The 25,557-nt window shown below is 46.1% G+C and carries 31 protein-coding genes and 1 tRNA gene; 7 read left to right on the plus strand and 25 right to left on the minus strand.

The features are described from left to right. The first annotated feature begins 178 nt into the window (after positions 1–178). The 6 genes from mscL (at position 179) to GOM71_RS08670 (ending at position 3,870) form a co-directional block, all read left to right on the plus strand. The gene (mscL, locus tag GOM71_RS08645; RefSeq protein ID WP_156279885.1) at positions 179–685 is read left to right on the plus strand and encodes a large conductance mechanosensitive channel protein MscL; all 507 of its coding nucleotides are present in this window, start codon (positions 179–181) and stop codon (positions 683–685) included. A 15-nt stretch (positions 686–700) separates the two neighbouring features. Beyond that, positions 701–1,333, plus strand: a complete 633-nt coding sequence (locus tag GOM71_RS08650; RefSeq protein WP_156279887.1) for an NUDIX hydrolase — start codon at positions 701–703, stop codon at positions 1,331–1,333. Between the two features lie 304 nt (positions 1,334–1,637). After that, complete coding sequence (locus tag GOM71_RS08655) at positions 1,638–1,898, plus strand: hypothetical protein (protein WP_156279889.1); 261 nt, start codon at positions 1,638–1,640, stop codon at positions 1,896–1,898. A 117-nt stretch (positions 1,899–2,015) separates the two neighbouring features. Continuing rightward, positions 2,016–2,534: a hypothetical protein gene (locus tag GOM71_RS08660; RefSeq protein ID WP_156279891.1), complete on the plus strand. Its 519-nt coding sequence runs from the start codon at positions 2,016–2,018 to the stop codon at positions 2,532–2,534. Between the two features lie 236 nt (positions 2,535–2,770). Beyond that, complete coding sequence (locus GOM71_RS08665) at positions 2,771–3,349, plus strand: superoxide dismutase family protein (RefSeq protein ID WP_156279893.1); 579 nt, start codon at positions 2,771–2,773, stop codon at positions 3,347–3,349. A gap of 149 nt (positions 3,350–3,498) precedes the next feature. Beyond that, positions 3,499–3,870, plus strand: a complete 372-nt coding sequence (locus tag GOM71_RS08670; protein WP_156279895.1) for a YhjD family protein — start codon at positions 3,499–3,501, stop codon at positions 3,868–3,870. A 109-nt stretch (positions 3,871–3,979) separates the two neighbouring features. Here GOM71_RS08670 and GOM71_RS08675 read toward each other — a convergent pair whose 3' ends face one another. Together GOM71_RS08675 and GOM71_RS24085 are read right to left on the minus strand one after the other, a co-directional pair. Continuing rightward, a complete protein-coding gene (locus GOM71_RS08675) occupies positions 3,980–4,744 on the minus strand; it encodes a peptidoglycan recognition protein family protein (RefSeq protein ID WP_156279899.1) in 765 nt (254 codons plus the stop codon). Positions 4,745–4,755: 11 nt separating this feature from the next. Next, a complete protein-coding gene (locus GOM71_RS24085; RefSeq protein ID WP_216651739.1) occupies positions 4,756–5,310 on the minus strand; it encodes a hypothetical protein in 555 nt (184 codons plus the stop codon). Between the two features lie 615 nt (positions 5,311–5,925). On the opposite strand from GOM71_RS24085, the gene GOM71_RS08685 reads away from it, so the two are divergent. Further along, entirely contained in the window at positions 5,926–6,480 is a 555-nt protein-coding gene (locus GOM71_RS08685; protein WP_156279901.1) for a hypothetical protein, read from the plus strand. A gap of 118 nt (positions 6,481–6,598) precedes the next feature. On the opposite strand, the gene GOM71_RS08690 is transcribed toward GOM71_RS08685, so the two are convergent. The 23 genes from GOM71_RS08690 to GOM71_RS08800 all read right to left on the minus strand — a co-directional run bounded on the left by GOM71_RS08690 (position 6,599) and on the right by GOM71_RS08800 (position 25,533). Further along, on the minus strand, positions 6,599–10,336 hold the full coding sequence (locus GOM71_RS08690) for an LPD38 domain-containing protein (RefSeq protein ID WP_156279903.1): 3,738 nt from the start codon (positions 10,334–10,336) through the stop codon (positions 6,599–6,601). A gap of 10 nt (positions 10,337–10,346) precedes the next feature. Continuing rightward, positions 10,347–11,882, minus strand: coding sequence for a hypothetical protein (locus tag GOM71_RS08695; RefSeq protein WP_156279908.1), 1,536 nt, complete (start codon positions 11,880–11,882; stop codon positions 10,347–10,349). A gap of 11 nt (positions 11,883–11,893) precedes the next feature. Next, positions 11,894–12,046 (minus strand): hypothetical protein, encoded by a 153-nt coding sequence (locus GOM71_RS08700; RefSeq protein WP_156279911.1) that lies wholly within the window; start codon positions 12,044–12,046, stop codon positions 11,894–11,896. Next, positions 12,039–12,281, minus strand: a complete 243-nt coding sequence (locus tag GOM71_RS08705) for a hypothetical protein (RefSeq protein WP_156279913.1) — start codon at positions 12,279–12,281, stop codon at positions 12,039–12,041. The genes GOM71_RS08700 and GOM71_RS08705 overlap by 8 nt, the downstream gene beginning before the upstream one ends. Before the next feature lie 85 nt (positions 12,282–12,366). Beyond that, positions 12,367–12,792: a hypothetical protein gene (locus GOM71_RS08710; RefSeq protein WP_156279915.1), complete on the minus strand. Its 426-nt coding sequence runs from the start codon at positions 12,790–12,792 to the stop codon at positions 12,367–12,369. Positions 12,793–12,797: 5 nt separating this feature from the next. Next, complete coding sequence (locus tag GOM71_RS08715; RefSeq protein ID WP_156279917.1) at positions 12,798–13,223, minus strand: hypothetical protein; 426 nt, start codon at positions 13,221–13,223, stop codon at positions 12,798–12,800. Positions 13,224–13,233: 10 nt separating this feature from the next. After that, on the minus strand, positions 13,234–13,686 hold the full coding sequence (locus GOM71_RS08720) for a hypothetical protein (protein WP_156279924.1): 453 nt from the start codon (positions 13,684–13,686) through the stop codon (positions 13,234–13,236). A 12-nt stretch (positions 13,687–13,698) separates the two neighbouring features. After that, entirely contained in the window at positions 13,699–14,154 is a 456-nt protein-coding gene (locus GOM71_RS08725; RefSeq protein WP_156279926.1) for a hypothetical protein, read from the minus strand. A gap of 11 nt (positions 14,155–14,165) precedes the next feature. Then, positions 14,166–15,920 carry a hypothetical protein gene (locus GOM71_RS08730; RefSeq protein WP_216651740.1) on the minus strand — a complete coding sequence of 585 codons (1,755 nt, stop codon included), beginning with the start codon at positions 15,918–15,920 and terminating at the stop codon, positions 14,166–14,168. 131 nt (positions 15,921–16,051) lie between these two features. Continuing rightward, on the minus strand, positions 16,052–16,651 hold the full coding sequence (locus GOM71_RS08735) for a hypothetical protein (protein WP_156279933.1): 600 nt from the start codon (positions 16,649–16,651) through the stop codon (positions 16,052–16,054). 13 nt (positions 16,652–16,664) lie between these two features. After that, entirely contained in the window at positions 16,665–17,057 is a 393-nt protein-coding gene (locus tag GOM71_RS08740; RefSeq protein ID WP_156279935.1) for a hypothetical protein, read from the minus strand. A 62-nt stretch (positions 17,058–17,119) separates the two neighbouring features. Continuing rightward, the gene (locus GOM71_RS08745; RefSeq protein WP_156279940.1) at positions 17,120–18,319 is read right to left on the minus strand and encodes a phage major capsid protein; all 1,200 of its coding nucleotides are present in this window, start codon (positions 18,317–18,319) and stop codon (positions 17,120–17,122) included. 13 nt (positions 18,320–18,332) lie between these two features. Further along, on the minus strand, positions 18,333–19,112 hold the full coding sequence (locus tag GOM71_RS08750; RefSeq protein WP_156279942.1) for a hypothetical protein: 780 nt from the start codon (positions 19,110–19,112) through the stop codon (positions 18,333–18,335). A gap of 102 nt (positions 19,113–19,214) precedes the next feature. After that, a complete protein-coding gene (locus GOM71_RS08755) occupies positions 19,215–19,409 on the minus strand; it encodes a hypothetical protein (RefSeq protein ID WP_156279944.1) in 195 nt (64 codons plus the stop codon). A 17-nt stretch (positions 19,410–19,426) separates the two neighbouring features. Beyond that, on the minus strand, positions 19,427–19,588 hold the full coding sequence (locus tag GOM71_RS08760) for a hypothetical protein (protein ID WP_156279946.1): 162 nt from the start codon (positions 19,586–19,588) through the stop codon (positions 19,427–19,429). Beyond that, entirely contained in the window at positions 19,581–21,842 is a 2,262-nt protein-coding gene (locus tag GOM71_RS08765) for a portal protein (protein ID WP_253944765.1), read from the minus strand. Before GOM71_RS08765 ends, GOM71_RS08760 begins: the two co-directional genes overlap by 8 nt. A 3-nt stretch (positions 21,843–21,845) precedes the next feature. Beyond that, complete coding sequence (locus tag GOM71_RS08770) at positions 21,846–22,064, minus strand: hypothetical protein (RefSeq protein ID WP_156279948.1); 219 nt, start codon at positions 22,062–22,064, stop codon at positions 21,846–21,848. A gap of 11 nt (positions 22,065–22,075) precedes the next feature. Next, complete coding sequence (locus tag GOM71_RS08775) at positions 22,076–22,339, minus strand: hypothetical protein (protein WP_156279953.1); 264 nt, start codon at positions 22,337–22,339, stop codon at positions 22,076–22,078. Further along, a complete protein-coding gene (gene terL, locus GOM71_RS08780) occupies positions 22,336–23,835 on the minus strand; it encodes a phage terminase large subunit (RefSeq protein WP_156279957.1) in 1,500 nt (499 codons plus the stop codon). Before terL ends, GOM71_RS08775 begins: the two co-directional genes overlap by 4 nt. Then, positions 23,798–24,328, minus strand: coding sequence for a transposase (locus tag GOM71_RS08785; protein WP_156280216.1), 531 nt, complete (start codon positions 24,326–24,328; stop codon positions 23,798–23,800). Before GOM71_RS08785 ends, terL begins: the two co-directional genes overlap by 38 nt. 10 nt (positions 24,329–24,338) lie before the next feature. After that, positions 24,339–24,524, minus strand: a complete 186-nt coding sequence (locus GOM71_RS08790) for a hypothetical protein (protein WP_156279959.1) — start codon at positions 24,522–24,524, stop codon at positions 24,339–24,341. Positions 24,525–24,727: 203 nt separating this feature from the next. Then, positions 24,728–24,800 (minus strand) — tRNA-OTHER (locus tag GOM71_RS08795). Positions 24,801–25,029: 229 nt separating this feature from the next. After that, the gene (locus GOM71_RS08800) at positions 25,030–25,533 is read right to left on the minus strand and encodes a sigma factor-like helix-turn-helix DNA-binding protein (protein WP_156279961.1); all 504 of its coding nucleotides are present in this window, start codon (positions 25,531–25,533) and stop codon (positions 25,030–25,032) included. Between the last annotated feature and the right edge of the window lie 24 nt (positions 25,534–25,557).

Raw genomic sequence — 25,557 nt, forward strand, 5'->3', positions numbered from 1 at the left:
TTGTTTTCGATCAAACCGTTTTCACTCACAGGCGCAAACTTAAACTTTCCAATCTCGCAAAAAATCGTCTAAAATGCTAGAGTAGATTACGAATTATATGATCATACTGAAAATGAGAGAATCGAAAAGCCGCTCGTCCATCGAGTCGTTTTTTTCGAAAGAGGAGAGAACAATTGCTATGAAAATCATTCAGGAATTTAAAGAATTTGCCGTCAAAGGCAACGTTATCGACCTTGCCGTCGGTGTCATTATCGGCGCTGCATTCGGCAAAATCGTCACATCGCTCGTAAACGATATTATTATGCCGCCTATCGGTCGCATTCTCGGAGGCGCCAATTTTAAAGACCTCTACATTAATCTGGATCCCGCAAAGACAGCTGCCCTTGAAGCCAAAACGCCTAGCGTCACTGTCCATTCCTTAAAGGAAGCTACCGACAATGGCATTGCCGTTATCGCTTACGGTCAATTCATTAACGTGCTGCTGGATTTTTTAATCGTCTCGATATGTATTTTCTTCCTTGTGAAATTTATTAATGTCGTGCGGCGGATCAAACCGACACAAGCAGAGCCAGAAGCGGCGCCAACGGAAAAAGAATGTCCGTACTGCTTGTCCCAGGTTCCTATTAAAGCGACGCGCTGCAAACATTGCACGTCGCAGCTCGACGCGACGGCAACGAGCGTTTAGGCGGGCCCGCGCGATATGGCTGAGGAATTATTCGATATTTACGATGAGCAGTTGAACCCGCTAGGCACTGCCCCGCGCTCGGAAGCGCATGCGCAAGGCTACTGGCACCGGACCTTTCATTGCTGGCTAACCCGGCGCGAAGGGAATCGCCGCTACGTGCGATTCCAATTGCGCCAGTCCGGCAAAGATACATTCCCGGGACATTACGATATTACGGCAGCGGGCCATCTCTCGGCCGGTGAAACGATGCGCGACGCCGTACGCGAGCTTAAAGAGGAATTGGGCGTTTCCGTCCGCTTCGAGGACTTAATCCTCCTCAAGCAAGTGCAGGAAGAAAAGACCGGGACTGCAAATGGAATCCCGTTCATCGACCGCGAGTTTAGCGACGTATTCGGCTGCGTATGCGACCTGCCTTTGTCCGCGCTAACGCTCCAAGTCGAAGAGGTGGCCGGGATTTATGAAGCCGATCTTGAGCAGCTGCTCGCCCTGTTCGACGGGATGCTGCCGGAATTGACCGCACATGGCATCGAAGTCCGCCCGGACGGCGTCCAGTCGGCGAGTGAACGGATCGTCCGTTCCTCCCAGTTCGTGCCTCGCGATGCAGGCTATTTTGCCGAAGTGATGCGCGCGCTTCGCGCTTGTACTTAACTTTGCCCCCAGCTGGATACGACGATTGATGGAGCTTTGGCGATCTGTTCGCCTTAGCTCCTTTTCGCTTTAAGCTCTGCGCTTTTTTTACGCCTCTTGCCTCAACGCCCGCCCGAAGTCCCCATGCCCTCTCCCAATTGCTGTACCAGGAGTCGATCAGGAAGTGGATATTGTAGAAAATCGTATGCCTCGGTGCCAAATCGAAATTGTCGATCTCCGGCTCATTGTACATTCTCGAAGCAGCAGCATGAAAGCAGCCGTGAATACCGCTTGATTCAATAAATCGTCCCAGATCGTCTAACGTTTGAAAAGAACGCGGGTTGTTGCTCAGCCGGTCGTAGGCCTGGCGGTTAAAGCAAGGCGCATACAGGATGCCTTGCGGAATATCGGTCCATCCCGCGATTTGCCGCGCATCGTAGCCTTGACTTACATACCAGGCACGCACCCGGTAAATATAATCGCGGTGAAACCGCATAAATTGTTCTCCGAAGCCTCTTGGCGGGACGGTTCCCGGCGTAACGTGGTGCTGATGATGCCAAATTTGATGTTCCTGAAGCAGCGCTGACGGAAAATTCGGTATTAACGGCATCTCTTTCGCCTCCATGCTTGTTCATTCGCCTATTGTTCACTGCAACATCATATGCGGTCGGCGAAAAACAAGTGTGGGCAGCTGCTGGCTTCGATGCAGCCGTACAAACAAAAAACCTGCCTGTCGCCTAAGCGAGGGCAGGATTTTGCTGCAAACAGCTCCTTAGCAATGGTTGCAGCTGTCGCATTTCCGTTTGATGCAAATATCGAACACGATCGATATTTCATGCCATTTGCCGAACTTGCAGCATACTTTCACACAATCACAGCAGCAAGTGCCATAAAATTTAATAATTCTGCAATCGCATCCGATCAGCTTGTGGATCGTTTTCGCATCATGGCATTTAATCGCTTTGACGAGTTTATCTTCGTCGCATTTCAGCCGATCAAACAAATCGTCGCAGCATTTTTTATCGCATTTGCATTCACTTACGTGTTTACCGCACCTGTAGCACTTGTCATCACAGCCATAGCTCTTGTGATCCTCTTTCTTGTCCCCGCAAGTGCTGTTCGAAGAGACACGGGCCTGTTTCTTCGTTCTGCGCACCGTTTTGACGTTTTTAATGAACAGTTTACGTTTAGCAGACACTCCCTCTCCCCCTCTCACGCTTAATGCTCCATCTTATGCTAGATTCGAAAGGGGGTATGGACAAGACAGCCGCGCGATCCGCACATCCGAGCTCGGTTAATTGGCGCATAGGCAGCAAGCCGCCATCCTAACAGTCACGCAGAGTCATTTCGACGGTAAGGGGAAGTGGAAGTGAAAATGGAAATGAGGCTGCATGATTTTTCGCGATTCGGAGAAGCTATGCGAGTAGATCAACTTTCCAATTACTGGAGGTAATTCAGATGTTCAAAAAACAAACGGCGTTCGGCTTGCTCGCCCTTCTCGCAGCGTATGCATGCACAGACGGCACAGCCGCGGCTTCTTCTTACGGGCCGCATGACGCCCATTTCGCTCATAGCCCTAGTCCGGCTATCGCTGAAGCGAAAGCAGATCTTATCGACAGCAACGGAAAAGCGGTCGGGACCGCAACGCTCAAGGAGCAAAGCGACGGCGTACATATCGTATTGAAAGCAAGCGGCCTTACTCCGGGCTCGCACGGCTTTCATTTCCATGCTGTCGGGAAATGCGAACCGCCAGGCTTTGAATCTGCCGGCGCTCACTTCAATCCAAGCGGCAAAGAGCATGGCTTTGAGAATCCGAAGGGCTTCCATTTCGGCGATCTCCCCAACGTGATCGCAGATGCCTCCGGCAATATTGATGCGAAGATCATCTCGAAAAACGTTACGCTGGTAAAAAACGCTCCCGGCTCGCTGCTGTCTTCCGAAGGCTCCGCGCTGATCATTCACGAAAAGACGGACGATTACAAAACAGATCCTTCCGGCAATTCAGGCAACCGCATCGCATGCGGCGTAATTAAATGAAAAAAGCGCGGCTTCCGATCAGAATCGGAGCCGCGCTGTTTGTTTGTTCAAGTGGTGCTGATGAAGGGCGTGAACAATCATAAAGTACATACAAAATATTAGATTTAACGGGAACATAGGTTCGTGTTATAATAACATCGGGTGATAACATGACGGCATCATTACCGACTAAAGAAGAACTTGAATTAATCCGCGATTATGTGCTGCTCCCGATCATGCTCGATGTGGTTAAAAGTGACCGCGATAAAATGAAGTATGAGTTTTTATCGTTGAAAGAATTGTATCTGAAGGCCGACGATGCTTTATTGAACATTCTGATGAAAGATTTATTCGCGGTTAAACAGGAGCTTAAACGGCTGGGGATCAAAGTGGAGGAAATAGACCGGACTCCAACAGCTTTAAATTATAAGTTTTGGTACAAGGGGTATGAGGATCACTTTTCGTTAATGCGGATGGTTGTTAAATCGGAGATTTCAGTCAGGCTGGGGAGGTATATAAATAGGATGTTTGAGGGGCGATGAACGCCCCTTTTGCTCTTTGCATATCCTTTGCCAAAATAACGATGATTTTGCAACCGAATATCCTTCGGAATATTTTTTGGAATATTTCACGTCGATTTTGCCAAAGCCATTATTGCAAGAAGCCAAGTCGGCGCATTTCAGGTTCAAGCTTTAACACTCGATTGAGAGCCCATTCCCTTTGATCATCAGTGGCCGGCTTCCCCTTCGAGTCAACACCTTTATAATACATGTTGTAGAGCCACATAAATTCGTTAGCCATACGGTAGGCAATCTCAGCTTTCTTCGCTGAAGAATCCGCTTGTTCAATCTGCTGCTCCAATGTAAAGACATCCTCTCTTATTCTATTCTCAGACGTTACAGGACAAGCCGTAGCAGCCGTTGGCAACTCCCTATGCCCTTTTATCTCCTTAATTGGCAACACTGCTTTAACGCTCAATATGGCGGCGTAGAGCAGTTTCCTTTCAAGATCGGTTAAGTCTGAGTTGGATAAATCACGGTTTATCACGATCCCGACAGTATACGTATTATTGTTTCCGGAATGGTACGTCATGGATAGAAGATCGTTAAGTTGGAGTATCCGGCCTTTATCGATAGCGATATGATACGCAATGCCAGCTCCCCACTTATTCGCATGGTATAGTGCGTGTGACTCGAGCGTACCGTTTGGCGGTCCGCTATGATGAATCACAATACAGCTTATATCTTCAGGCTTTCTGAGACCGGTCAGGTATGTTTTTTGATCCCAAACGCCTTTAACGGTCCACTTCTTTTTAAGTGACTCCCACGAAGCCTTTTTAGGCAGCTGATCGGTAATATCCACGATCTCCGGAATGTCGTTCCATGGCAAATTACTTGCAAGCTTTAGGCCGCGCATAGCCACCACTCCTATTCCATGTCGTTTAGATTAGGTGCCTCCGATGATGCTGCAGCTCTCTTCGCATCAACCGCCGATTCCCCAACAATCCATGTTGCCAACAGGCCGGCAAAAGCAATCACCGTATCCGAATTGATTCCAAGGTCTAGCCCATCATTTGCAACAATCAAGCCAGCACCAACGACCGCCAAAATGAACTTTCTGCTTTTAAGCTTCTTCATAAGTCTTTTCCTCCTTAATATTGTGGGTAGTTCTGCACCGTGGGCAGTAGTAAACGTCTCCAAGTGCGAGCGCGATAACGGCTTTCGCTTGTCTGCTGAGTCCTTGGGTTTTTCTTCTCCAGAAGTTGCATTCCATGGTATACCAAGCCTTTCCATGATAAGTCGTTGGTTATGAACGTATTCTTTAACCTCTGAATCATCCTCCAGAAGCCAAGGGATATAGCGGCGAAGCTTCTTCTTGACTATCCGCTGCTTCAATAATACGAATACGGCTGTGCCTAATGCGGTTAAGCTGAATCCGTTTTTCCAAAGGGCGTGAGCCAATTCGATGATGATATCGTACATAGTGCACCTGCCTGTATAGCAGTTTGTCGTAAGTGTCGCGGTCAACAAAAAGAGCGATAAGGCGTAAGGCCTCGTCGCTCAGTGGTGAGTCTAGATATTCGGATTCGTCAAAGACAAGCATAAGCATCAGCTCCAATAGAAAAAGCCGCAGGGATGCTTTCCCATACGGCTCGATATGATTTTATTCGATTCTAGCGGATTTGTAAATATCTAGGTGCATCTCTAGCCATTTTCGTCCTCCTATATAGGCAAAATGTAGTAATTGTAGTAGAATTGTGTCGATTAGTATAAAGGAGCGTGTTGTATGGGAAGTAATTACATAATAACTTTTGAAAAGGATCCGCAGCATAGACGGCATCTAGTTACCCATGTTATGACTAATCTTCATAGGGATATTGCAGTTATTGATCTTTGTGAAGAAACTTTGACTCATCCAAGGGGATATTCGATTTCACCTGATGGAGAAGTAGACTCGTTTCCACCCGAGTCAAATCTTATTAACATGATACATACAACGATTAACATTCAACCCGATCAACTTCCTTTCATCATACAATCTCTGCAAAACCTATATGATAATTACAAAGAAAATAAACACAATGGTGGGTGAGTTGGTTGTCAAAAATAGTCCCCGATATTCACCGACTTATTGAAACAATTTCATCACGACAACTTTACCCTTTCCGTCAATGGATTGACTATGCTACACTTGAAATAAAAGGAATTACCAATGAACAGGAACAACTAAAAGAAGCTTTAAAGCAACTTTCAATTGAAATGTACTTCGCCTCTAGTAAGGAAGGTGATCATATGAGTGAAACATTAGCCATCATAAAAGATAAAGTTGATACTATAGAAGGCAATGTAAATGCCTTGAACGTAAATCTGGGTAAAATTGAGACTGAAATGAAATTTCGTTTCAATGCTATCGAAGAAACGTTGAAGACAATATCCTCCAAGCTCGATAACATACCTAGTAAAGATTATATCCAAAAGGAGATACAAACTCCTGCAGCAACTATAAACACTCAATTAGTTGAAGTTAAAAAGGATATTGAATTCTTAAAAACTAAAAGCAGCGACTCTGTAACAAACAGAAAATTTTGGATTGGAATTGCTGTCTCTTCCGTTGCAGCCATAGTAGCCATTTACAAGATCGTAGTTGGTTAACAAAAAAGACACCCCTTAGAGGTGTCTTTTTTGTTATCTTGCTCTTCCTAACAAGTAAAGAAAGCAATAGATTACAATAATAAATATGACTAAACCCCACGACATGAAAGAGCCCCTCCTACTTAGGTACGCCCAATTCCTCTAGGCGCTTAATTCCCTGTATGCGTAGCATGTTAATGTTACGTTGCACATCTCGGAGTTGATCGGCGCGTTCCTTGGCGGTTAGCGTTGTGTCTTTGGTGATCTCTTTCTTCATGGCGTTAAGTTCCGAAATGGCTTTGTTCAGGCTGCCTTTTTTCATGCTCGTGACTTCATCATAAGCCCTTTGATACCACGTTGGCAATGGCGTATCTTTTCTATCGCTGATCGCTTTTGTATCGGATACCTTTTCCAACCGGCTATAATAGTCCTCAGAAATGTTATTGCGCATAACTGGATCTTCAAGAAGTTTGATCCTTGCGTTCACCTGGTCTATAAAGTTGCCTTCTATATCTCCCTTGCCGACATCAGACGTAAGGGGCAAACCAATCTTCGCAATATCGCCGCCGAATTTATTGGCGATATAGTCGAAAGTGAAAGCATCAATACCTAGGTTCTCAGCCGCCCATTTTGCAGCAGCGCTGGACGTTTCGTCGTATTGCAATTGCGTTGGATCGTCTTGATACTCTCTCGGTACAATATCGCCACCGAAATAATTTTTTCCTGTTGTAGCAGCAATAATCGGTTCTAAAACAGTGCCGCCAGCCGTCTTAACTCCTGCCTCTTTGAGATCAACCATTCTGCCCGGAGTGGTAAACGCTGCGGCCGGACCCGATAAAACAGATGGTAAAAACGAATCAAGGCCGGCTTGAACATTTTCTTTTGCATTAGGCATTGATTCTTTATCCTTTGCCCATTTGTAGAAGTTTAGAACTTGGTCGGCAATGTATGCGTCTGATGGCTCCACCGGAATTGTCACGAATTTTCCGTCTGCGTTCTTCCATACAGGTATCCCCTTTTCAAACTTGCTGCGTTGTTGATAGTCGGGATCGTTCTTAAATTGCTCATAGGCATATATCTTCGCAGCAGCGATAGAAGCGACTAGCGCAGAAGCGGAAATAGGCTGTTCCTTAAACCGCTTTGCAATCCTATATGTCCCTTGAATTGCGGCATTTGTATAAGGTGCTACGGCTTCAATACCCTGTGTTTTTGCGCCTCTACGAGACCAGTTAACCGTAGCTTCCCTGCCAGCGTCCAAAGCTCTGCGGACGTTCTGAGGTGTTTTATTCCATCCCGACTTTCGCATCTCCGCAGCGTATGCAGCAATCCTTGGAATGTTCTCCATTGCATCCCCTAACTCCTTCAATGGCCGCATCGGGTTATATTTAACAACCTGTTTTGCGATGTTGCGTCCTGATAATATAGGGTCTCTCGTAATGTCACGCGATGCCGCACGTATGCGACTATCTCCTTTCAAATACGCCTCGTACCCACCGCCGGCGCGATAATATTCCCTAGCCAATCGTCCCAAACGTTCTGAACCTGGGATGAAAGATGGCAACCAGTCCCCAATTTGACTAACAAGTGCATGGGAAATGTCTTGAAAGAAGTGCAACTTGTCATTAGACTGCGCCAATGCCACAGGAAGATCACGAAATGCCAGCCTCGCCCCTTGAAGCGGTGCAAGTAATCCTGTTGCAGATTGCTTGATGCCGCGCGAAATGGTGTCCGCAATCCTCATGAATCCCTCTAGTTGGTTAGGTGTAATACCATCGATTGCCTTCAATAGGCTAGGGTCCATGACTCGCATCTTAACCGGTTCGCCGTTTACCATGACAGTGACGATATTATCCGTTGTCTTACCGGATTGGTTTGCCTTCTTCCAAAGATGGTTCATTTCGTCATTAAGAAGGTCTGCAATTCCGTCTACGCCGTTTTCTGCAATTGCATCGTTGATCGTCTTAAGAGTTGCTTGCTTCGCGTCTGCCGCTTCTTCGACGATTTCCATAACGCCGCCATAACGCTCAGGATTAGCTTGTACAGCCTTGTAAAGCTCCTGCATGGCACGATTACGCATCATGGCATTGTATGACGATGCTGTCGTTTCAATCATTCCCTGCGCCGGATCAATGATTTTTCGTCCGCTACCTACTGCGCGTTTGATCGGCCCTTTTTGTCCACTGAACCCTGCTGAACCTGTATTAAGCGCAAGTTTTCGACCCAATCCTAGTTTCGGTTGCTGACGGAACATAGGCGTATAGTTCGGGTTTGTGTGTCTCAGCGTGTCAATTAGTTGTTGAGAAGATATCCCACTTTGTACCCATAAATCTTGACGATTACGGTTGAACTGGTTCCACTCCGTACCAAACTCTTTAAGCCACGGATATTGCTGCTCTAGTTTCGTTACAAGCGCTTCCGCTTCTTTGGACGTTTGTGGGAACCATTGTTCCTTTCCGTATACCTGCTGTTGACGGTCCATGCGGTTAATCGCATCACGAGCAATAAGGTAACGATCTGCAACGTGCTTCTGTCCTCTTGGAACGGTTGAATATACTTCGGCAAGGGAGTTGCCGATCACGTTACCTTCAAGGTCTACGAGCTTGTCTTTGATCGCGATATTAGCAAGGTTGTTTGCCCTTGTGGAGTCCATAGCAGCATCATATGTTTGTTCGTTAATCTTACGGAATGGAGAAAAACGATCAATGTAATCTTGATTAGTTTTCTCCGTAAATTCTCGCGCTTTATCCATCAATGCCAGAGGTTCGCGAGAATTACTAACAACTTGTGTGTCAATCAACTCTTTTGTCTTTTTCCCCGGCGTTACCCCGACACCTTGATTTCCAAACAACTTGGTAAACCAATGCTCTTTAGGGGCTTGTAATTCTTTTGCGTTTGATGCCATGATTCCTTTTTCAGCTATTGCCGCAGCTTGTTCTGGCGCTGCACTTAACCCCTTCAAAGTATTAACCGGGGATTCGGCTACTTTATCTGGAATAATGGGCTGTTTGGTTTTATCTGTATTCGCATCCAAATTAGGGAAAGGTTTTAATGCACGTCCAAGTGAACTTATGAATGGGTCAGCGATTCCCCCAGTTGCAGCATCTATGCCAACATCCTTTAATCGTTCAGCTAATGTCTGCTTATCTGGATTTTGCAGTTCATCAATAAGTTCCCTAGGTGTTCCATACAAAGCACCGGACGCAACCCCTGTGAGAGCTTCACCAGCCACTTTACCCGTTGTATTAGCACCAATCTTAGTTAACGCGCCAGCCTGTGGAGAAAGCCTGTTGGCTAATGGACTAACTATTTTCTCGCCTAATGATGGTAATTTAGAAACTAATGGTTTAGTTGCCCTCGCTGCAAGCCGATACGACCCAGCGCCTGCCCCCAACTCTCCCACGAGACCTGACACTTCCTTAGCCACCCTCGTTTTCTTTTCATCCAAGGGAGGACTTTTTGTCGCATCAGCGGTGTATCCCTCAAACCAATCCGTAAATTTATCGGTACCGCCAAATGTAATACGGTCGAGGATCTCACCAATACCACCTGCTGCTGCAGTTGCTAAACCTTTTGATTTATACTGAGGTTCATCATTCCGTTCGTATCGCTTCGTATTTTCAACCTGCTCACTAAAAGAAGGAAGTCGCGATTTAAGCGACTCCCTTCCAATTTGGGTTTTAAGTTTTGACGGACTGGTTACCTTCTTCGTATTCTCCAACTGCTGGAAAGGAGAGCCGAAATTGGCGGTAGCTTTTTTCGAAGGAGTATCATTATACTCTCCGCGCCTTCTTCTCTCCTCGGATTCTTTTATTGACTGCTGCCTCTCGGCTTCTCTTTTTTCGGCGATTTCTTTTCGTCTTTGATCAAATATACTCATTGGGTACCTCCTATTCCGGAAGTGAGATTCCAAAGCGTTTGAAAAGTTTGATTATATCCTTATCCGATAAGTTCGGATTAGCTAAGATGTTGGTTTCTATCCATTCGAGCTGACTCGCTGTTATTTTACCGCCAGCTCCTTCTTTACTATCTACAATTGGCCCCGCCGTTTTTGTCCCGCCTGGTAGATTTTTCAGGAGCCAAGTTTCCATAGTTGATGATGTTTTAGGCTTGTTCAAATCCGCGATAATGGCAGTATCTGACGAACCTTTAGTGCTCTTAGAGCCTCCAGAGCCTCCACCTGAGGCTTTTCTACTGGCTAACCCATAGTCTCGATCACTTTCAAGAACGCCTCTGTCATACGCTCGATCACTTTCGAAAACGTTCCTATTATAGCCCCTATCGCTTTCGAATACGCCACGGTCATAGTTGCGATCATCTACGTATACTCCACGATCATAATTACGGTCATCTTCATAGACCCCTCGATCATAGTTCCGGTCGTCCTCGTACACGCCGCGGTTGTAATTCCTATCATCAACGAAATTATTACGGTTGAATTGCTCGCGTGCAAACGTAGGGTTTCCGTTAAAATATCCGGTCATATTGGCTGAATCCATTGTTTTTCCCCAGTCAAACGATTGACCCGCCATAGTACGTTGGCCGTTCAGATAACCAGTGAGATTAGCCATATCTGTCGCCTTGCCCCAATCAAATTGCCTACCGGCTAACGTCGACTGACCATTATAATTGCCCATCATATTCGCTATTTGTAATGCCCTGTCTTTGTCGATATTGGACTGGTTTTGCAACTGCTGTGCCATATTCATGTCAATATTAGCGATGTTTGCAGCCAGTTGATTGTTAATGGAGTTTAGGTCGTTTGAACGTGCCGCATTCTGTTGAAGGGTAGCGGTTATGTTCTCACCAGATGCACCAAGACCACGATTAGCCATCAACTCTTGCAGTCCTTGTGCGTTTTGCAAGTTAACTGCATCGGTCTGGTTCCGTGAATCGTAGGCCGCTTGATTGGCTTGTTTGACTGCTAAATCTCGCATCTGACGGATATAGTTGTTTGAAGAATTGTCCGATCCTTCCGTTACACCTTGAGCACCTTGTGCATTAACCATTCCCTGTAGTCGTTTAATATACGCGTCTTGTTGTGATGTATCCAATCCTTGTGCTGCCATATCACTCTGAACTTGCAATGCTCGTTGTAAATCTTGACCGGCAAAAGCAGGATCATCCTTCAACCGCTGTTCATTCGCTGTCACGGCCGCACGTCCGGCCGCATTCGTATTGTTATAGTCGATTCCGCCTTTATAATTCGCTACTGGAACACTAAGTTGCGTCTTATTAAATGATTGCGGTTGAACTTGAGTGGGGACTGCGTTGGGTTTGATGACGGCAGGAGTAGCCGCACCAGTTCCAGTGGTAGGAGGTGCCATTGTATTCAATTTGTTTAACGACATATTTTGTGACATACTCGGAGGTTTATTTTTCATATTCTTGACGGCTTGCAGCTTAGTTAAGTCTGCTATTACCATATTTTTCCCTCCTACTCAATTTTGATATCAAAATGCTTGATAATTACGTCAAGCTTAGCTTCAATCCGTTCGAGTTGATCAGAGGATTCAGCTTTCTGTTCTAGCGCACTTTTTACTTTTCGAATCTTAATGCCGCCGCTGGTTTGTTCGATTTCATTAGGCATTGACAATCAACTCCCCGTTAGCAAGATCGGCGTTTACGGTGCGCACCGTGTACGTCCCCGGATCCACGTCAAATTCCATCGTAGCCACGCCGTTGATCGCGTTTGTTGTGAACGTTGACCCTTCAACTTCAAACGTCACAGGATCGTTGTAGCCGAATTGTACGATGCCCTCGTAATTAAGCACCGTTGCCGTTATATGCGTGCCTGTAAAGGCTAATTCTGTTCGTTTAGTCATACCTATCAATTTTGTAATTGATGCGCCATCTTCTGTTGTCTCAGTTTCATAAACATAATTTCCTTCGATTGTTTTCATGTCACACCTACTTCCCATAGATTAATGATGCCGTCACTATTATGCTAGATGCCGTTGTAGTGTCAGCGACATAAAGAACGATTTTTTTGAAGCGCAAAAACATGTTCGTGCGATAGCCGTAGAAGTTTATTCCAGCTGGTAAGCCGCTATAATGTATGGAAGCATTGTACACACGTACCGCATTACCCCCTGATGCTGTATGAAAGGTATATTGCACCCCATCCACTTCTAAAATTGCAAAATGTGAGTCTGATCCATTTGCCGTCATTTCAAATTGGGTTAATATCCCTACATTTTCATTTATCTCTAGTATTTTAACCGGCGTTGTTCCAATTGATGTAGCAGGCGTTGCAACGTCCAACGCCCTAAAAATTAATCCAGATGAGAAAGAATCACTCATTGATGGGTTAGAAGGTTGTGGTATCATCCCCATTTCAATTACCTCCTAGTAGAATAAACAATATTACATGTAACCGATGCATTGGCTGATGTTCCAGATACAGTAGCAAGCAATACTTCAATTCTCTTAAAGAGAAATGGCCCTGAAAATTGTATAGCCCTGTTATCATTTGCCGATGCGTTCGCGAAAATAGCAGCTGTTAAAAATCTGCGCCATTGTCTATCGGTTACAAACTGTCCTAGCGTATATGTGAATTCATCAATTTTAATAGTTGTCAGTAATGTGACGCCTGTTCCTCCTGCAAGTAATGAAAAATCCGTTATCACTCCACCACCCTGTACTTCTAATACAAAAACACTTGTAGGTGTTGTTGTTGCGGTGAATAAACTTGTTGTTGTATTAAAGGTGTTCATCCGGAGTGTGTTCAACCTGGCAACTTGGATTGGCTCATATATCATCGTCATAGGATCACCCCTACGCCGTATACAGCAGTTCGCCACCGAATGCTGTGATTTGAAGTCCAGCTGCTACAGCCGTCCCGATTGTGGCGTTAATCTTATAACCAGCAGGAAGGATTAATTGCGGGTTACTGATTCCGTCGAATTGAATTACTGTATCCGCAAGTGCAGAAACCTCCGACAATGTAGTAGCCGCAATAGTCACTTCCAAAAACAAACTGTTATTAGCCGCTGTTGCATTTGTCGATCCGTTGTTAATGAATAGACGTAACACCGTTGGAACGTTCGTGCCAAGTCCGCGCACCTTGATATGGTCAACCTTTGCACCTACGCCACCAGAACCAGAAGGAGTGGCCGTAAATACCGTTGCTACAGTACCTGTTCCATCCTTAGCGGTATTGGCAGAAATAAGAGTTGCCCACGACGATGTGAACACATTCGGGAAAACCGGATTACGATTGTATGTCATTGTTTTTTCCTCCTAAACGCCGTAGCAGGCTTGATATGCGTAGAGCAGACCGCCTACGCTTGCGGTTTTAAGTTGATCATCAAGAATGCTGTACTGGATCGCGCCCGGAGCGATTTTTTGAGTTGTAACCGCTCCATCTTGAATCATTTCGGTTTCAATGGATCCGGTCGGGATACTATCGCCCACTATAGCTTGAACCTGAGCTTTTAAATCAGTCAGTTGTTGGAATACTGTCAATCCTGCTACTCCTGTAATTGGTGCAGATCCGATATTCTCAGAACCGCTATTACCAGCAATAGCGCTTAATAGCGTATCAATTAGACCATTAAGCCCCGCTTGCAACTGCTCTGCTTGTGTATCGAGGGCAGCTTTAAACGCTGCCGAGCTGGGAAATACGGTGTTCGGTCTGTCCGGTTGGTTCTTATGCTCAAACGTAAAGCTCGTAACCTTGTTGTCTGCTATAGACATAGGAAACCTCCTTATTTAGCCTCTTTTACCATCTGCGCATAGATATGAAGCCCAAGCACTTGCATCGACTCATTCACACGCGGATTTCGAAGCGTAATCTGCAAATACATGAACTTTTTAGCCTTTATTTTGAACATCTGAGTAGATGGAATTGAGGTAAGGTTATACGTGAAGTTGGAGTAATCCCACAGAGAGTAATCGAATATGTTCGTATACTCCGTATTGAATAGGCCAAGACCCACAGTATCGAATTGATCTGTGGTGTAATACAGGTCTGCTGACGAAATATCTGCCGGTTTCAAATGCAACCACAAGCGAGGTGCCGTTTTCAAATACCGGAGCGTATCAAAATTCATCAGTTTTGTTTTGATATACCCGTTTATCGCGGATCCATCGTCGTTGAATGGCAATGCCTCCGTTATTTTCTTGAACCGATACACTAAGCCCTGAGTGTTATCTCCGAAATACAGATAATCATTAATCTCAAGGAAGCATGACGCTTTGATGTTGTCCCATTTAAGCCATATCCCTAACACGTAATCGAATACAAATGCTGTATTTGCGCTGTCTTGGATGGCTAAGATGTATTTTTTGTCATAGTCGATGCTCACTGAGTTCACAAGATTTGTATTGTCCAGCAAACCAACCAGTACGCCATCTGCTGACCGGTCAATTTTTGCTGAAATATGCATCGTATTCCGTTCATCCTTAACGTTTGTTCCACTTAACTGGTACACTCCGCGAGACGTTAACCATGTTGGAGTATTGTCAATCAGCTGCATTGAGTCTTTTGCAATCGAATCAATCTGATTGTTAAGCGGAAGCACCGGAAACGAAACGGAACCGGATGCAGATAGTTCATACCTAAGTTGCCATATAAGCACATCGTATACGTTCTGAGTGGTCGCCTGAGCGTTTTGAAGGTTTCCTTTCACAATGATGCAGCTGTCATATTGGGCGATCATATTGACCACTTTTGAAGCGTCTGAACCTACTTTGATTAACCCGTTCTCCGGCGCGTAGGAAGGATCGTATAACCCTGAACGATACACGTTTGCGGGAAAATTAGGATTTCCATACCAAAATACCCGCGTGTCCTGTGTTCCGCCGAAAATGACGTAATTAGTGACCTTATTGATTGTGTCTGACTTACCGGACACCGTTTTATAAGCGGTTATTACGACATTGTTTGTGCCGTTTGTTGGCGAAGTTGTGAATGTTACAACGCCAGTTGACCGGTTAACCGTTAGCCCTGAACCTTCAGTAATCGTCGTACCATTTACAACAGCGGTTACAGGCGGCGTAGCATCCAATGTGTTAAGCGCCAGTTGAAAATCCTTTGCTGTGCCATTGCCGCTAAATGATTGTTTGAATCCTGACCCAAGTAAGTTGAAATCCTCTAGTGCTGTCCCTCCACCTGCCGGCGGAGTGCTGACAAGAACGGTCGGCACATACGCTATGCTACTTACAGTAACAACGCTTGTTCCGTCATACCGCAGATAATTTGTGCCGTCCATAATCCAAACGTAGTCATTAAAAGCAAAAAACACGCTCCGATTATTTGCCATGAGCGCATATATGCCGACTGGCTGGTCTGATCCTGTTTGTGTATACAATACGGTCCCATGATGGATTAGAAACCTCGTGGTGCCGTCCTTCTTCACAAAGAAGAACATCCCATTAATCTTGCCGCTGCCGAGAGAAGATGAATAGATGCGATCATAGCCTAATCGCTTATCCGGCTTTGCTTCCGCGTCCAGCGTCATATTCAGCATATCGGGCGACTCGTTAAACGCGATCTGTGAAGCCGTAGTTGACGTATTCAGACCAGCAAAGTTCTCGATTACCATTTGTGTTGGCGTAGTGGTAGAACTCGTTACAGGCCATTTTGTAGGCATTAGAACCACACCACTTCCCGCGCACGGCGAGGATATCGAATCTCTCGTTTTGTCATTCCATTCAATTTCGTAGACCAAACGGTCATTAGTTTGTCGGACAACTGCAAATCTTCAGATGCTGAAGCTAAGCACATGCCAGCCACATAATACGGAATCGCATATTGTGTGTATAAGTCTACTTCAAGCTCCGTATCGTCAGGCGTAGCGTCTGTAATCATTTCAGGGTACTTGAAGTAATGCAGAACGAATTGAGAGTTGTTATAAGCCGTGTTGATCTTAAACATACCGATTTCGACTTCGAAATCGTTGAAGTGATTCGGCCAGTTATCGACTACACAGTAACGGAAGTCTTTCATATCCGTTGGGAGCGCGTAAAAGTTGTAACCATTCGCAGACATGACCGCCGTTGTCGCCACTGTATCAATAGTTGTAAATGCATAAATGCCAACATGATCCGTTATTTCCTGCTGCGCCATGTCGATAAAACTATTCATTTTGTTGGTATAGTCGAGCGTTAACTGTCCAGTCTCCGGAACACCCGACAATGTATACTCGTCCATCAGTTTAAGCGCAAGGTTTTTAATCTGCCCCACATTCATAGAACATCACCCCTTAGTGCATAGTGCTAACCATCTTCCTTGTGTCCTTGGCTAAGTTGTAACCAATATCTTCAAGCAAGTTTTGCTGGTTACGGTCATGTCGTTCGTCTGCCGCGTTCAATTCGTTGATAGCGCGGTATCCTCTTCGGCTATCGATTCGCTTGATATGCTCAACAATTCCATAACTGAGCTGCCAGGCATCAATCTCCATGATCGTCCAGTAATCAACGCCCACGATTCGATATTTGTTCGTACGGGCGTTTTTCCATACCTCCAAATCAGTGTCATGCTCTTTTAACCAGTCCTCAACTTGGCATGGATACGGAAAAAAGCCCCTATTCTCCAAGTGATTTCGGGACATTACAACAGTGTCAAAGTGGTAATCCTCTCGTACAATTTCAAGCATTTTGACCTCCTAATGACTGAAGATATAAGAAAAGGGAGGCTCGCAGCCTCCCTTTAAAGTGACTAGTAACCAGCTGGCATTGTGATGTCATCCAGCTTGCCGAATGCGTTTCGCGCGTGGCAGACCATTGTTTCGTAGCAGTATGCCGTAGCTTCGTACGCTGGCGTATTTGGTACACGGCTAAACATCGAGCCGTCTTCCTCCATGAATTGGAGGTCTGCTGTGTAATACCAGCCGAGGTCGTCGAAGTTACCGCAATATACGGAAGTGGTAGTAGCCGATGTGTTCGGGTGGTAGCGATCTGCCAGCAATGGCAATCCGTCGAACTCCAACGCCTTATAACCGCCTTCAAGCTCCATAACGTTTGTATAGCGCTTATTCGTTGTCAGTACAGCTTCATACGCCGCACGTCCGCCATGGTTAGTGGATAAGAATGTTACCTTTTTACCAGATACAACATCTACGCGGTCTACCATCGAACGAAGCAGCGCGTCAGATATTGCGCGTCCTGTACCACCGTTAGCGAGGATATTCGCTTTCCACCATGGCTGCGCTGCTACTGTAAGCCCTTGGAGCGTCAGCGTATCAGAAATGATGCCGCTCAATCCCATTGGTGCAAGGTTCAAAGAACCAGTCGGAATAGCCACATCTCCAGCAGTAGTTGCAGTTGCTCCACCGGAAATTGTGATTGTTTTTGCTGTGTAATCGATGTTTGTAATCGTGCGCGCTGTTACTACGGAAGTAGAAGGTAGCGTGTAAATGTCGATGATCTGCCCGATATAGAACGGCTTCACATCGTACACAACAAGCGTTGTTCCCGAAGCATTCGCCGGAAATGTAGCAATTGCACCTGTGCCATTTCCGTAAGTTGCTACACGTTTTTGGTTCTGCAGGTCTGCCGTAAGGCCTTGAACCTCTGCTTGCATTGCGCGGAGATACGATGTTTCATCACGCTTTGAAGCTTCGATCATTGCAACCGTGATTTGCAAGCGGCCATGCAGGTATGAAACGTTACCAGTGGATGCTTTGTAACCTTGGTTTCCTGCTGTCGGCAACGCACCGGCCTCAGTCGTGTAACCCACGCCGCTGTTGCGACCAAAGTGATGAGTGATCGAGAAGTTCTTGCCGTCTCCGTCGATCTTCTCCGCTTTCTTCATCAACTCCATGATGAAGTAGTTAGATCCGTTGTTTACTTGCTCTTTGATCACCGGAAGGTATTGAACTTTCAGTACGTCTGCAAAGGTAGTTAAGTTAGCTGGCATTTAATTCATCTCCTTATTGTTGTTGTCGCATAGAACGAATCATTTCAAGCGCTCCTGCAGTGGCTTCTTTCCATGTTTTTGGCGTTGCTGGAGGGATATATCCCGGCGTGGCAGCTCCTTCAACTCTTGGAGCCTTCTTGCTATTTAAATAGTCTTGTATGGCCTGTTGCTTGATTTCTTCCTTCCGAGCTTCCGCATCAGTGAAGGTCATTGCACGATAGGCCATCTCGCTATTAGTGATTTGGTTGTCGGACATGAACTTCTCGAGTTCATTTGCGTCGACACCCTTTTCTCCCGCGAACTTCTCCAAACCATTACGAAAATCGCGGTACCAGTCTTGGAGTTCCTTTTCTTGCTCGAGCTTGTCGGCTCGTTCTGCACGGCTCTCCAACTCTTCCAAGCGGCGCTGCACCTCTACCGGAATATCAGAAACAGCAGCCCGTTCTTGCAAACGTTGAAGCTCAATCTGTTCTTTCATGGACAACACATCATCAAAGTTGTTTACTTGCCGGAAGTACTCACTAACATCCTTCAATGTGTCATAGTCCTTGTACTTCTCCGCAAACTCCGCTTCCAATTTCTTGCGTTCAGAAGCTAGGCGGTTTGCAAAGGCCTTCTCTGTGCGTTCGTCCGCTTGTTGCGGCTCGGCAGTAATGTCACCAGAAGGCGAAGGAGGTTGTTCCTGTGCGCTTGGGTCGGCGGCACCCTCAGTACCAGTCGGTACTTCTACGCCCGTGTCAGCGTCCATATGGAACGAGTTAAACAGTCTTGCTAAAAATGCTGGCATATCCATTTCCCCTTTCCCCTTTCTAGTCGGCGGCACTAGATCATTAACGCCCGTTACGAATTAACTGCATGAAAAAGGGCACCCGATGCTCTTCGGATGCCCTGCTGATTATGATTTCGTCGACCGGCTGTTGCCCATTTGCGTCTGACCGGACTGCGTAGCGCTCGAATTGTTCCAGCTTGTTTGACCGGATTTGGTCGATGCCGTATCCGTGCTGTTGTTTGACCGGTTATAGTCAGTACCGCTGATGTTGCTAACACCGTTTTTACTTACTCCGAACTGTGAAGCTGTCCATTTACCCATTGTTGACCACTCCTTTATTATTTTTTGCTGTAATCGGTGATCGCAGCGCCTTTAGAACGGCTGGAATCGTCCGTTTTCTGCCCCATGCTGGCGGCAATTTTGTTGTCGGTCATGATAACGTCTTTAAAATCGCTTGTTTTCCAGCTCTTACCGCTACCCGGATTACCTGCTTTAGCCATTGTTATCACCACCTTTCAAGCGGCTATTGAGGATTGTTTGCTGGAATGCTGAGTTATGGTTCTGCTCCGACATTCTCGACTCATGAGCCATCTTGGCAACGGCTTGCTGCTGACCAGCTTGAACTTTCATAATTTCGATTTGGTTCTTCTCAGCGTCATTCTTCGCATCATTCTGCACTTGCTCACGCTTGATTTGGTTTGCTTCCTGTTTTACTGCAATATCAGGCGGTGGAGATATACTCTGCGCACGTTCTTGCAGGATTCTTTCATGGTCTGCGATATGCGAATCCACCATTTGCTGTACTTCAAACGGCAACCGCTCGTATTCGGAAGATTTACGGAACAGGTTATGATTGAAAACGTGAATCTCATGGTTTTGGAAGTCCCTCACAAACGGTATAAACTCAGGCGGAGGCGGAACTTGCTGCATCATAGCGCCGACAGCATTGGGATGAATGCCGCCGTTCTGTGCTTCCATCTGTATTTGTTGGTTCGTCTGCATGATTTGTTCGCGCTGTCCGTTAATTCTTTGCGCAGCCACATACAATTGCTGGTTTTCACCCATGTCTTTAAACTGCTTGTTCTCCATTTTGGCCTTGTTTTCGTCCAGCATGTCCATTTCATAGAGATGCTTGGAGTCACCCATTCCCATGAGTTTCAGCAGTTTATTAGAATCAGGTTGCCCCGAGTCATTTACTATTGCGCCAGCATTCCAGAGCGTCATTATTCTATCCTCTTGAGCACTGCGCATTTCAGGGAGCGAAGATCCCGAGACGATATTAATGTCTTCCTCGCCAGAAAGATCAGAGCCCCGGAAGCTAACGAGTTCAATTTCGTTGTCGGGACCGAGTATTTTCGCCTGCCGCTCTTCTGTATAATGCATTTTCATGAGACGCAGTACGCGATTCAGAACCTTTTTCATACCGCGCTCATACCCTTGTGCAGTAACAGCTAGTTTTTCGTTTTCCTGCTCAACCATGAGTGACAAGCCGGATGCAGTATCCAACCCAGCCGGGAGCGCGTTGCCTGTAATTTCCCGAACGCCGGACATATCATCCAAATCGCGTATCATGTACTCAAGAATCCGGTCGAAGAAGCTTGGAATATCATTAGGTGGGATGCGCTGTGGAGACCCATTCATGGCGTTAAAATAGAACATACCGCCTTCGTCATTGGTCAGCATCTCTTCATCAACATCAGACCCCATCGGAATAGCCCACATACTGTTACCCATTCTCTTCATATGCGTAGCCATCATCGTTTTAGCGATGTTGATGGTACGCTGTATCGGTATCATATCTTGCAGGAACGAACGATATTTCACAGTGTTAGGTACTGGAATATCACCAAATAGGGTGTATGGAATCTCACCGGCTGCATCGTCATAATCAAGGAGCACGCCAGTTGTACAAGTTATCTTCAAACCCTTCGGATGCTCGTTACAAGGCGCAATCCACATTTCACGAACCATCGCCATATTCGTTGTCTTGCGCGTCTGAGATTGCGTTGTAAGACCGCTAGAAGCTGTCTGCGTAACGTCATAGGCCGACATGTAGTTGATGTTTTGGTCAGGCGACACCTTCACCCCATACTTAGCGAAGATATAATCTATATCTTTTGGAGTTTCTTCCACCGCCCACCGTAAACCATCCTCTGTCGTTGCAGCAGGATCAAGATACAACGTTAACGGATCAATGAGTTGCGCCGTAATCTCGCCAGTATATATCTTGGATTCTTCGCCATCCGGAGTAATATCAACGCCTTTCGTGTTATCAAACACGATTTTGAGAGCGCACCAGCCTTTAACATTGTCGTTAAGGTGAATGTCACGAGTCAGCAAGTCCAGTTCTTGTTCATCCCACCAAACTCGGACGTACTTAGTAGCGGCTTTCGCTGTCTCGATTCGCTCCTGACTATTGGTGTCCGGTCGTACATCGAACTTAATTCGGTTCTTTGTCTGCTTCGCCAGCTTAGCCATTACCCGTGCAGCCAGAACGTTATGGGTAATCCTCTCTTGGTTGTTAGGATTCGGAGCCGTAACAACCTGTCTTTGGTTGTTGTCCCATACTATCCACTGGTTGCCCACATAATAGTTAAGGTTGACCAGCATCTGCCGCCGCTCAATCCAGTTGGTAGCCTCTTTGATCTTGTTCTCGACGTATGATACCCATTGATCTCGCGTTTGTGGCTCGTCGTTCTGTACAACCTTCGAGTGTCCACCCGTACGAGAATCGTCTTTTGTAGGTGCTGCCATCGACTACACCTCTCTTCTTGGCCTGCCGCCTCTGTTACGTGATGGTTCACCGTTTAATGGTGTAACCGTGATTTCATAGCCTTCGAGTTTGACCTCTTCAATAACCACTGGTGTCCAACCGAATGTAGGATCGACTTCAGTTCTTCGCTCATATGCTTCTTCATCATTATCAGCTGCGCTGTATAGTTCCGTATGCCCTATCGTGTAACGGTAAAGTCTCATTGGTTAACCCCCTATAGTAGTTGAACTGCCGGTTGTTCCGGCTCTTTGTTCTGAGCTTTGATAGTCCGTACTTGTTGCGTTTTAAACTCTTGGAATGAAGTAGACTGTATCCGATCAAGCAGTTCGGATCGTTCCTGTATCCATAACTCTTGTTGGCTTCGCATATCCTCATATGCCCCTTTGACTGCATCGCCCATACGTTGCTGTACAAAGTGCCGGTCAACCAGCAGAATTGTGATGATAAATAGAAGCGCCATAATGACAACCTCAATCATAGTAAGTTCGCCCCCTTTCGTTTGGACTTGTGTCCTCCTGTCGCCATGTTTCGGCGTATACGCGCCTCCATAGAGGTATCAGGGTATTCTTCTTTCTTCAATCCTGCGTTGTAGTAAATGAATCTATGAAGCGCCTGTGACATAGCATCTACTTGATCGTCATGCTTACCATTCGGGAAACTAGCGCACTCGTCAATGAAATCATCAATGAATGTACGGTTAGCAGGAAGGTAAACATGTCCAGACTCTATCGCAGCCGAAACCGCATTAACTCGAGCAATCTTTCCACCCTCTGGATTTACTGGGATGATCCCCGACATTTCCAGATTGAGCGTCTGAATGATTGCCGATCCATTCGCCTTGTCCTCGATCAATTTAACGTGAGCTGATGGATACTTGGCAGCCATATTGCGGATCGCTTGGCAGGTAGCTAGGAAGTTCATATGATCGCGTATTTGGTCTATTAGGTACATATCAGGGCCAGCTTTCCCCCATACCTGTAAGACAACGTAATCATTGTCATCACCGTCTTTGAATGCTGCGTCCACGGTAATCAGTTGAACCGCAATAGGTGGTAGCTCTTCGTAATACTTCCACCATTGCCGTTTGAGCATATTGCCCTCAGCCGCTGCCGGTCGTTGTTGGTACAGGGCATTAAACACATATGAGCCAACCTCTGATTTGATCTTTGCTAGCTGATCAGCACCAAATCCATATTCAGGCCATAATGGTTCACCAATATCACGGCCTAAAAAGTCATCTGATTCAGCGATTGCAGGAAAGTTGATTACCGTCCACCGCTCACCTACGTGCGTACCATCTGCAATCTGCCGTTCTTCCTCAGCAAGTAACCGCCCTACTAAATCATCCTCATGCCAGCGCGTTTGAACGACAATGATCGCACCATCTGGCGTTAAACGAGTGTACAGAGTCGATTGATACCAGCCCCATAGCGTTTCTCGTATAACCTCAGATTGTGCGTCCTTATGGTTCTTGATAGGATCGTCAACGATTGCTATTCGTGCGCCCTTACCAGTTATCGCACCACCGACACCAGCAGCTGTAATACGACCGCGATAACCTGCAATACCCCATGACTCGGAGGATTTGTTGTTAGGATCAAGCGGATGTTCGAACACATCACCATGATTCGTGAATGTATCCCTCGATATTCGGCTAAAGTCTCGCGCCAAATCGATTGAGTACGATGCAATTATCATTTCATCATTGGGATTACGCCCAATGTGCCAAGCAGGGAACTTCTTAGAAACTCGCTCACTCTTGCCATGCCGTGGCGGCATTGTAACGATCAGCCGCTTTATACGCCCTTCTGACACGTCCTGCAAATGCTGGTCAAGTACATCCAAGTGCTTGCCGTCTGCATCTTGTGAGCCCTCTGTGTTCTTGTCGTAGTCCATAAAATAAGAAAAGTCCACGAAAGCTCTCGCTCTCTGGACTTCACTCAGTGTCGGCAGATTTTGCAATAATTTGCTCAAGCTGCATCAACTCCGCGCTATTCAATTTCTTCAAATCGTGTTTTACCTCAGTTGTAACCGATCCACTATGTTCAACGTCCTGCTTGTCTCGCCATTGTTTAGGCTTGCGATTCTTTAGCCAGAATATTTGCGCGGTCGTATCAGGGTTGACCATCTTTCGAACAATCTTGGTTATTGCAATCTTTGGCTCCCCATATTCGTCTAAAATAGGATCTCCAGTTACAGCATTATAAATCGGCTCCTGTGTAACCTCGTCATACTCATAACCAATAGCTCGTTTATATAACGCATTTTCAACCTTTATGTCAGCTTCATCCTTCGATACTTTTAAGGACTCTACCAACTCTGGATGATCCTTCTTGTAAGCATGAAATGTCGATACGCCTACATCAAGATTCTTTGCGATATCTTCATCTGTTAACCCATCTCTCGCCCACGCTTCTATCAGCAGTAGTTTGGGCTTAATATGTGTTTCGTACTTACCTACTGCCATAATCATCACCTCACTCTTCTGATTTTACTTCCCACGAAACATCAATGAGCTGATTCCCTACCTTCATTTTTCCCGAAACCTGCTTAACGCTTTTCCCAGCCGCTTCCTCACCCGTTCCCAAGGGGACATCCTCGACTTTGATTGAATCGGGTTCAAGACCGTGATCAATGGCTTTCTGGATTTGTTCCTCACTCATGATTCACCTCTATAAACGCAAAAAAGGAACCGGTTACTAGGCGGCTCCTCCTTGCAGAGTTTTAAATTTATGCGTGTCAATCATAACCGGTACGCCCTATCTTGCGTGGGGACAACCGAGTTATTTTATGTGAACCATCGACGGCCGAACGGGTAACCCATTCCCTCTTGCTCTTTTGTCACCGTCAGATGGTTTCAACCGAATGCACACTACTGGATTTGAACCAGTGTCATAAATGGTTATTCCCATTCGCTCTCCCAACTGAGCTAAGTGTACGTTTATGTGATGCATACCGGCAGGCTGTCTGGCTAAAGGTATGCTAGTCACCGAATTCAGTGACAGCCGCCGAATGGGCGCAGGGTGCGCTTTGCCAGTTCAGCGAGCTGCCAGAACGATACGTGTGAACGGCTCGTGATCATCGGGAACGTTCATCACAGCATCCTACACAAACATTTTAACATGGGTAAAGTGTCAAAAAAGTGCAAACTTTAGTGTCAAAAAAGTGTCACAAAAGTGTCAGGCGGTTATTCGGATTCTCCTGATGGTGGTAGTGTTCCGAACCTCTCAACGTGACCGGTTCGATCTGCGGCACTTTGATAAACCGGTAACAGATGCCAAGCTTCTCAAGCGCACGTTTATGGTTTCGTTTGACCGTTTCGACGCTGTATTGCTTTCGTTTGGCAATATCTCGTAAACTCATGTCTTCCATCCACTTCAGGCGCACAACGCTTTGTTCTTCATCAGTCAGTTCGTCTAATCCGCCTTCAATGTCCTGTACGACACGTTTATATTCCAGATAGTCTTTATAATCGGCGTTATTCGTCGTGCCCATATCGGCCATTCGAGCGTTAAGGTCAAAGAAGTATTCCGATGCCCCCGAACCGCTTGGCATTGCATCGTAACTAGCAACGCCCGCAGCCGCTCCCGGCTTATGTCGATCATATCGATTGATTGCGTATTTGTAGCTACGGTAGTTTTTAAGGAGTTCTGTAACGTTTTCCCGTCTCATGTTCACACCACCCTGTAAATGCAA

The organism is Paenibacillus sp. NEAU-GSW1 (genome assembly GCF_009737085.1).
Classification (GTDB): Bacteria; Bacillota; Bacilli; order Paenibacillales; family Paenibacillaceae; genus Pristimantibacillus.

Coding starts and splice junctions, on each gene's coding strand:
- mscL (WP_156279885.1), top strand. CDS start 179: ATGAAAATCATTCAGGAATTTAAAGAATTTGCCGTCAAAGGCAACGTT.
- GOM71_RS08650 (WP_156279887.1), top strand. CDS start 701: ATGGCTGAGGAATTATTCGATATTTACGATGAGCAGTTGAACCCGCTA.
- GOM71_RS08660 (WP_156279891.1), top strand. CDS start 2,016: ATGCAGCCGTACAAACAAAAAACCTGCCTGTCGCCTAAGCGAGGGCAG.
- GOM71_RS08665 (WP_156279893.1), top strand. CDS start 2,771: ATGTTCAAAAAACAAACGGCGTTCGGCTTGCTCGCCCTTCTCGCAGCG.
- GOM71_RS08670 (WP_156279895.1), top strand. CDS start 3,499: ATGACGGCATCATTACCGACTAAAGAAGAACTTGAATTAATCCGCGAT.
- GOM71_RS08675 (WP_156279899.1), bottom strand. CDS start 4,744: ATGCGCGGCCTAAAGCTTGCAAGTAATTTGCCATGGAACGACATTCCG.
- GOM71_RS24085 (WP_216651739.1), bottom strand. CDS start 5,310: ATGTACGATATCATCATCGAATTGGCTCACGCCCTTTGGAAAAACGGA.
- GOM71_RS08690 (WP_156279903.1), bottom strand. CDS start 10,336: ATGAGTATATTTGATCAAAGACGAAAAGAAATCGCCGAAAAAAGAGAA.
- GOM71_RS08695 (WP_156279908.1), bottom strand. CDS start 11,882: ATGGTAATAGCAGACTTAACTAAGCTGCAAGCCGTCAAGAATATGAAA.
- GOM71_RS08700 (WP_156279911.1), bottom strand. CDS start 12,046: ATGCCTAATGAAATCGAACAAACCAGCGGCGGCATTAAGATTCGAAAA.
- GOM71_RS08705 (WP_156279913.1), bottom strand. CDS start 12,281: ATGACTAAACGAACAGAATTAGCCTTTACAGGCACGCATATAACGGCA.
- GOM71_RS08710 (WP_156279915.1), bottom strand. CDS start 12,792: ATGGGGATGATACCACAACCTTCTAACCCATCAATGAGTGATTCTTTC.
- GOM71_RS08715 (WP_156279917.1), bottom strand. CDS start 13,223: ATGACGATGATATATGAGCCAATCCAAGTTGCCAGGTTGAACACACTC.
- GOM71_RS08720 (WP_156279924.1), bottom strand. CDS start 13,686: ATGACATACAATCGTAATCCGGTTTTCCCGAATGTGTTCACATCGTCG.
- GOM71_RS08725 (WP_156279926.1), bottom strand. CDS start 14,154: ATGTCTATAGCAGACAACAAGGTTACGAGCTTTACGTTTGAGCATAAG.
- GOM71_RS08730 (WP_216651740.1), bottom strand. CDS start 15,920: ATGACGCTGGACGCGGAAGCAAAGCCGGATAAGCGATTAGGCTATGAT.
- GOM71_RS08735 (WP_156279933.1), bottom strand. CDS start 16,651: ATGAATGTGGGGCAGATTAAAAACCTTGCGCTTAAACTGATGGACGAG.
- GOM71_RS08740 (WP_156279935.1), bottom strand. CDS start 17,057: ATGCTTGAAATTGTACGAGAGGATTACCACTTTGACACTGTTGTAATG.
- GOM71_RS08745 (WP_156279940.1), bottom strand. CDS start 18,319: ATGCCAGCTAACTTAACTACCTTTGCAGACGTACTGAAAGTTCAATAC.
- GOM71_RS08750 (WP_156279942.1), bottom strand. CDS start 19,112: ATGGATATGCCAGCATTTTTAGCAAGACTGTTTAACTCGTTCCATATG.
- GOM71_RS08755 (WP_156279944.1), bottom strand. CDS start 19,409: ATGGGTAAATGGACAGCTTCACAGTTCGGAGTAAGTAAAAACGGTGTT.
- GOM71_RS08760 (WP_156279946.1), bottom strand. CDS start 19,588: ATGGCTAAAGCAGGTAATCCGGGTAGCGGTAAGAGCTGGAAAACAAGC.
- GOM71_RS08765 (WP_253944765.1), bottom strand. CDS start 21,842: ATGGCAGCACCTACAAAAGACGATTCTCGTACGGGTGGACACTCGAAG.
- GOM71_RS08770 (WP_156279948.1), bottom strand. CDS start 22,064: ATGAGACTTTACCGTTACACGATAGGGCATACGGAACTATACAGCGCA.
- GOM71_RS08775 (WP_156279953.1), bottom strand. CDS start 22,339: ATGATTGAGGTTGTCATTATGGCGCTTCTATTTATCATCACAATTCTG.
- GOM71_RS08785 (WP_156280216.1), bottom strand. CDS start 24,328: ATGGCAGTAGGTAAGTACGAAACACATATTAAGCCCAAACTACTGCTG.
- GOM71_RS08790 (WP_156279959.1), bottom strand. CDS start 24,524: ATGAGTGAGGAACAAATCCAGAAAGCCATTGATCACGGTCTTGAACCC.
- GOM71_RS08800 (WP_156279961.1), bottom strand. CDS start 25,533: ATGAGACGGGAAAACGTTACAGAACTCCTTAAAAACTACCGTAGCTAC.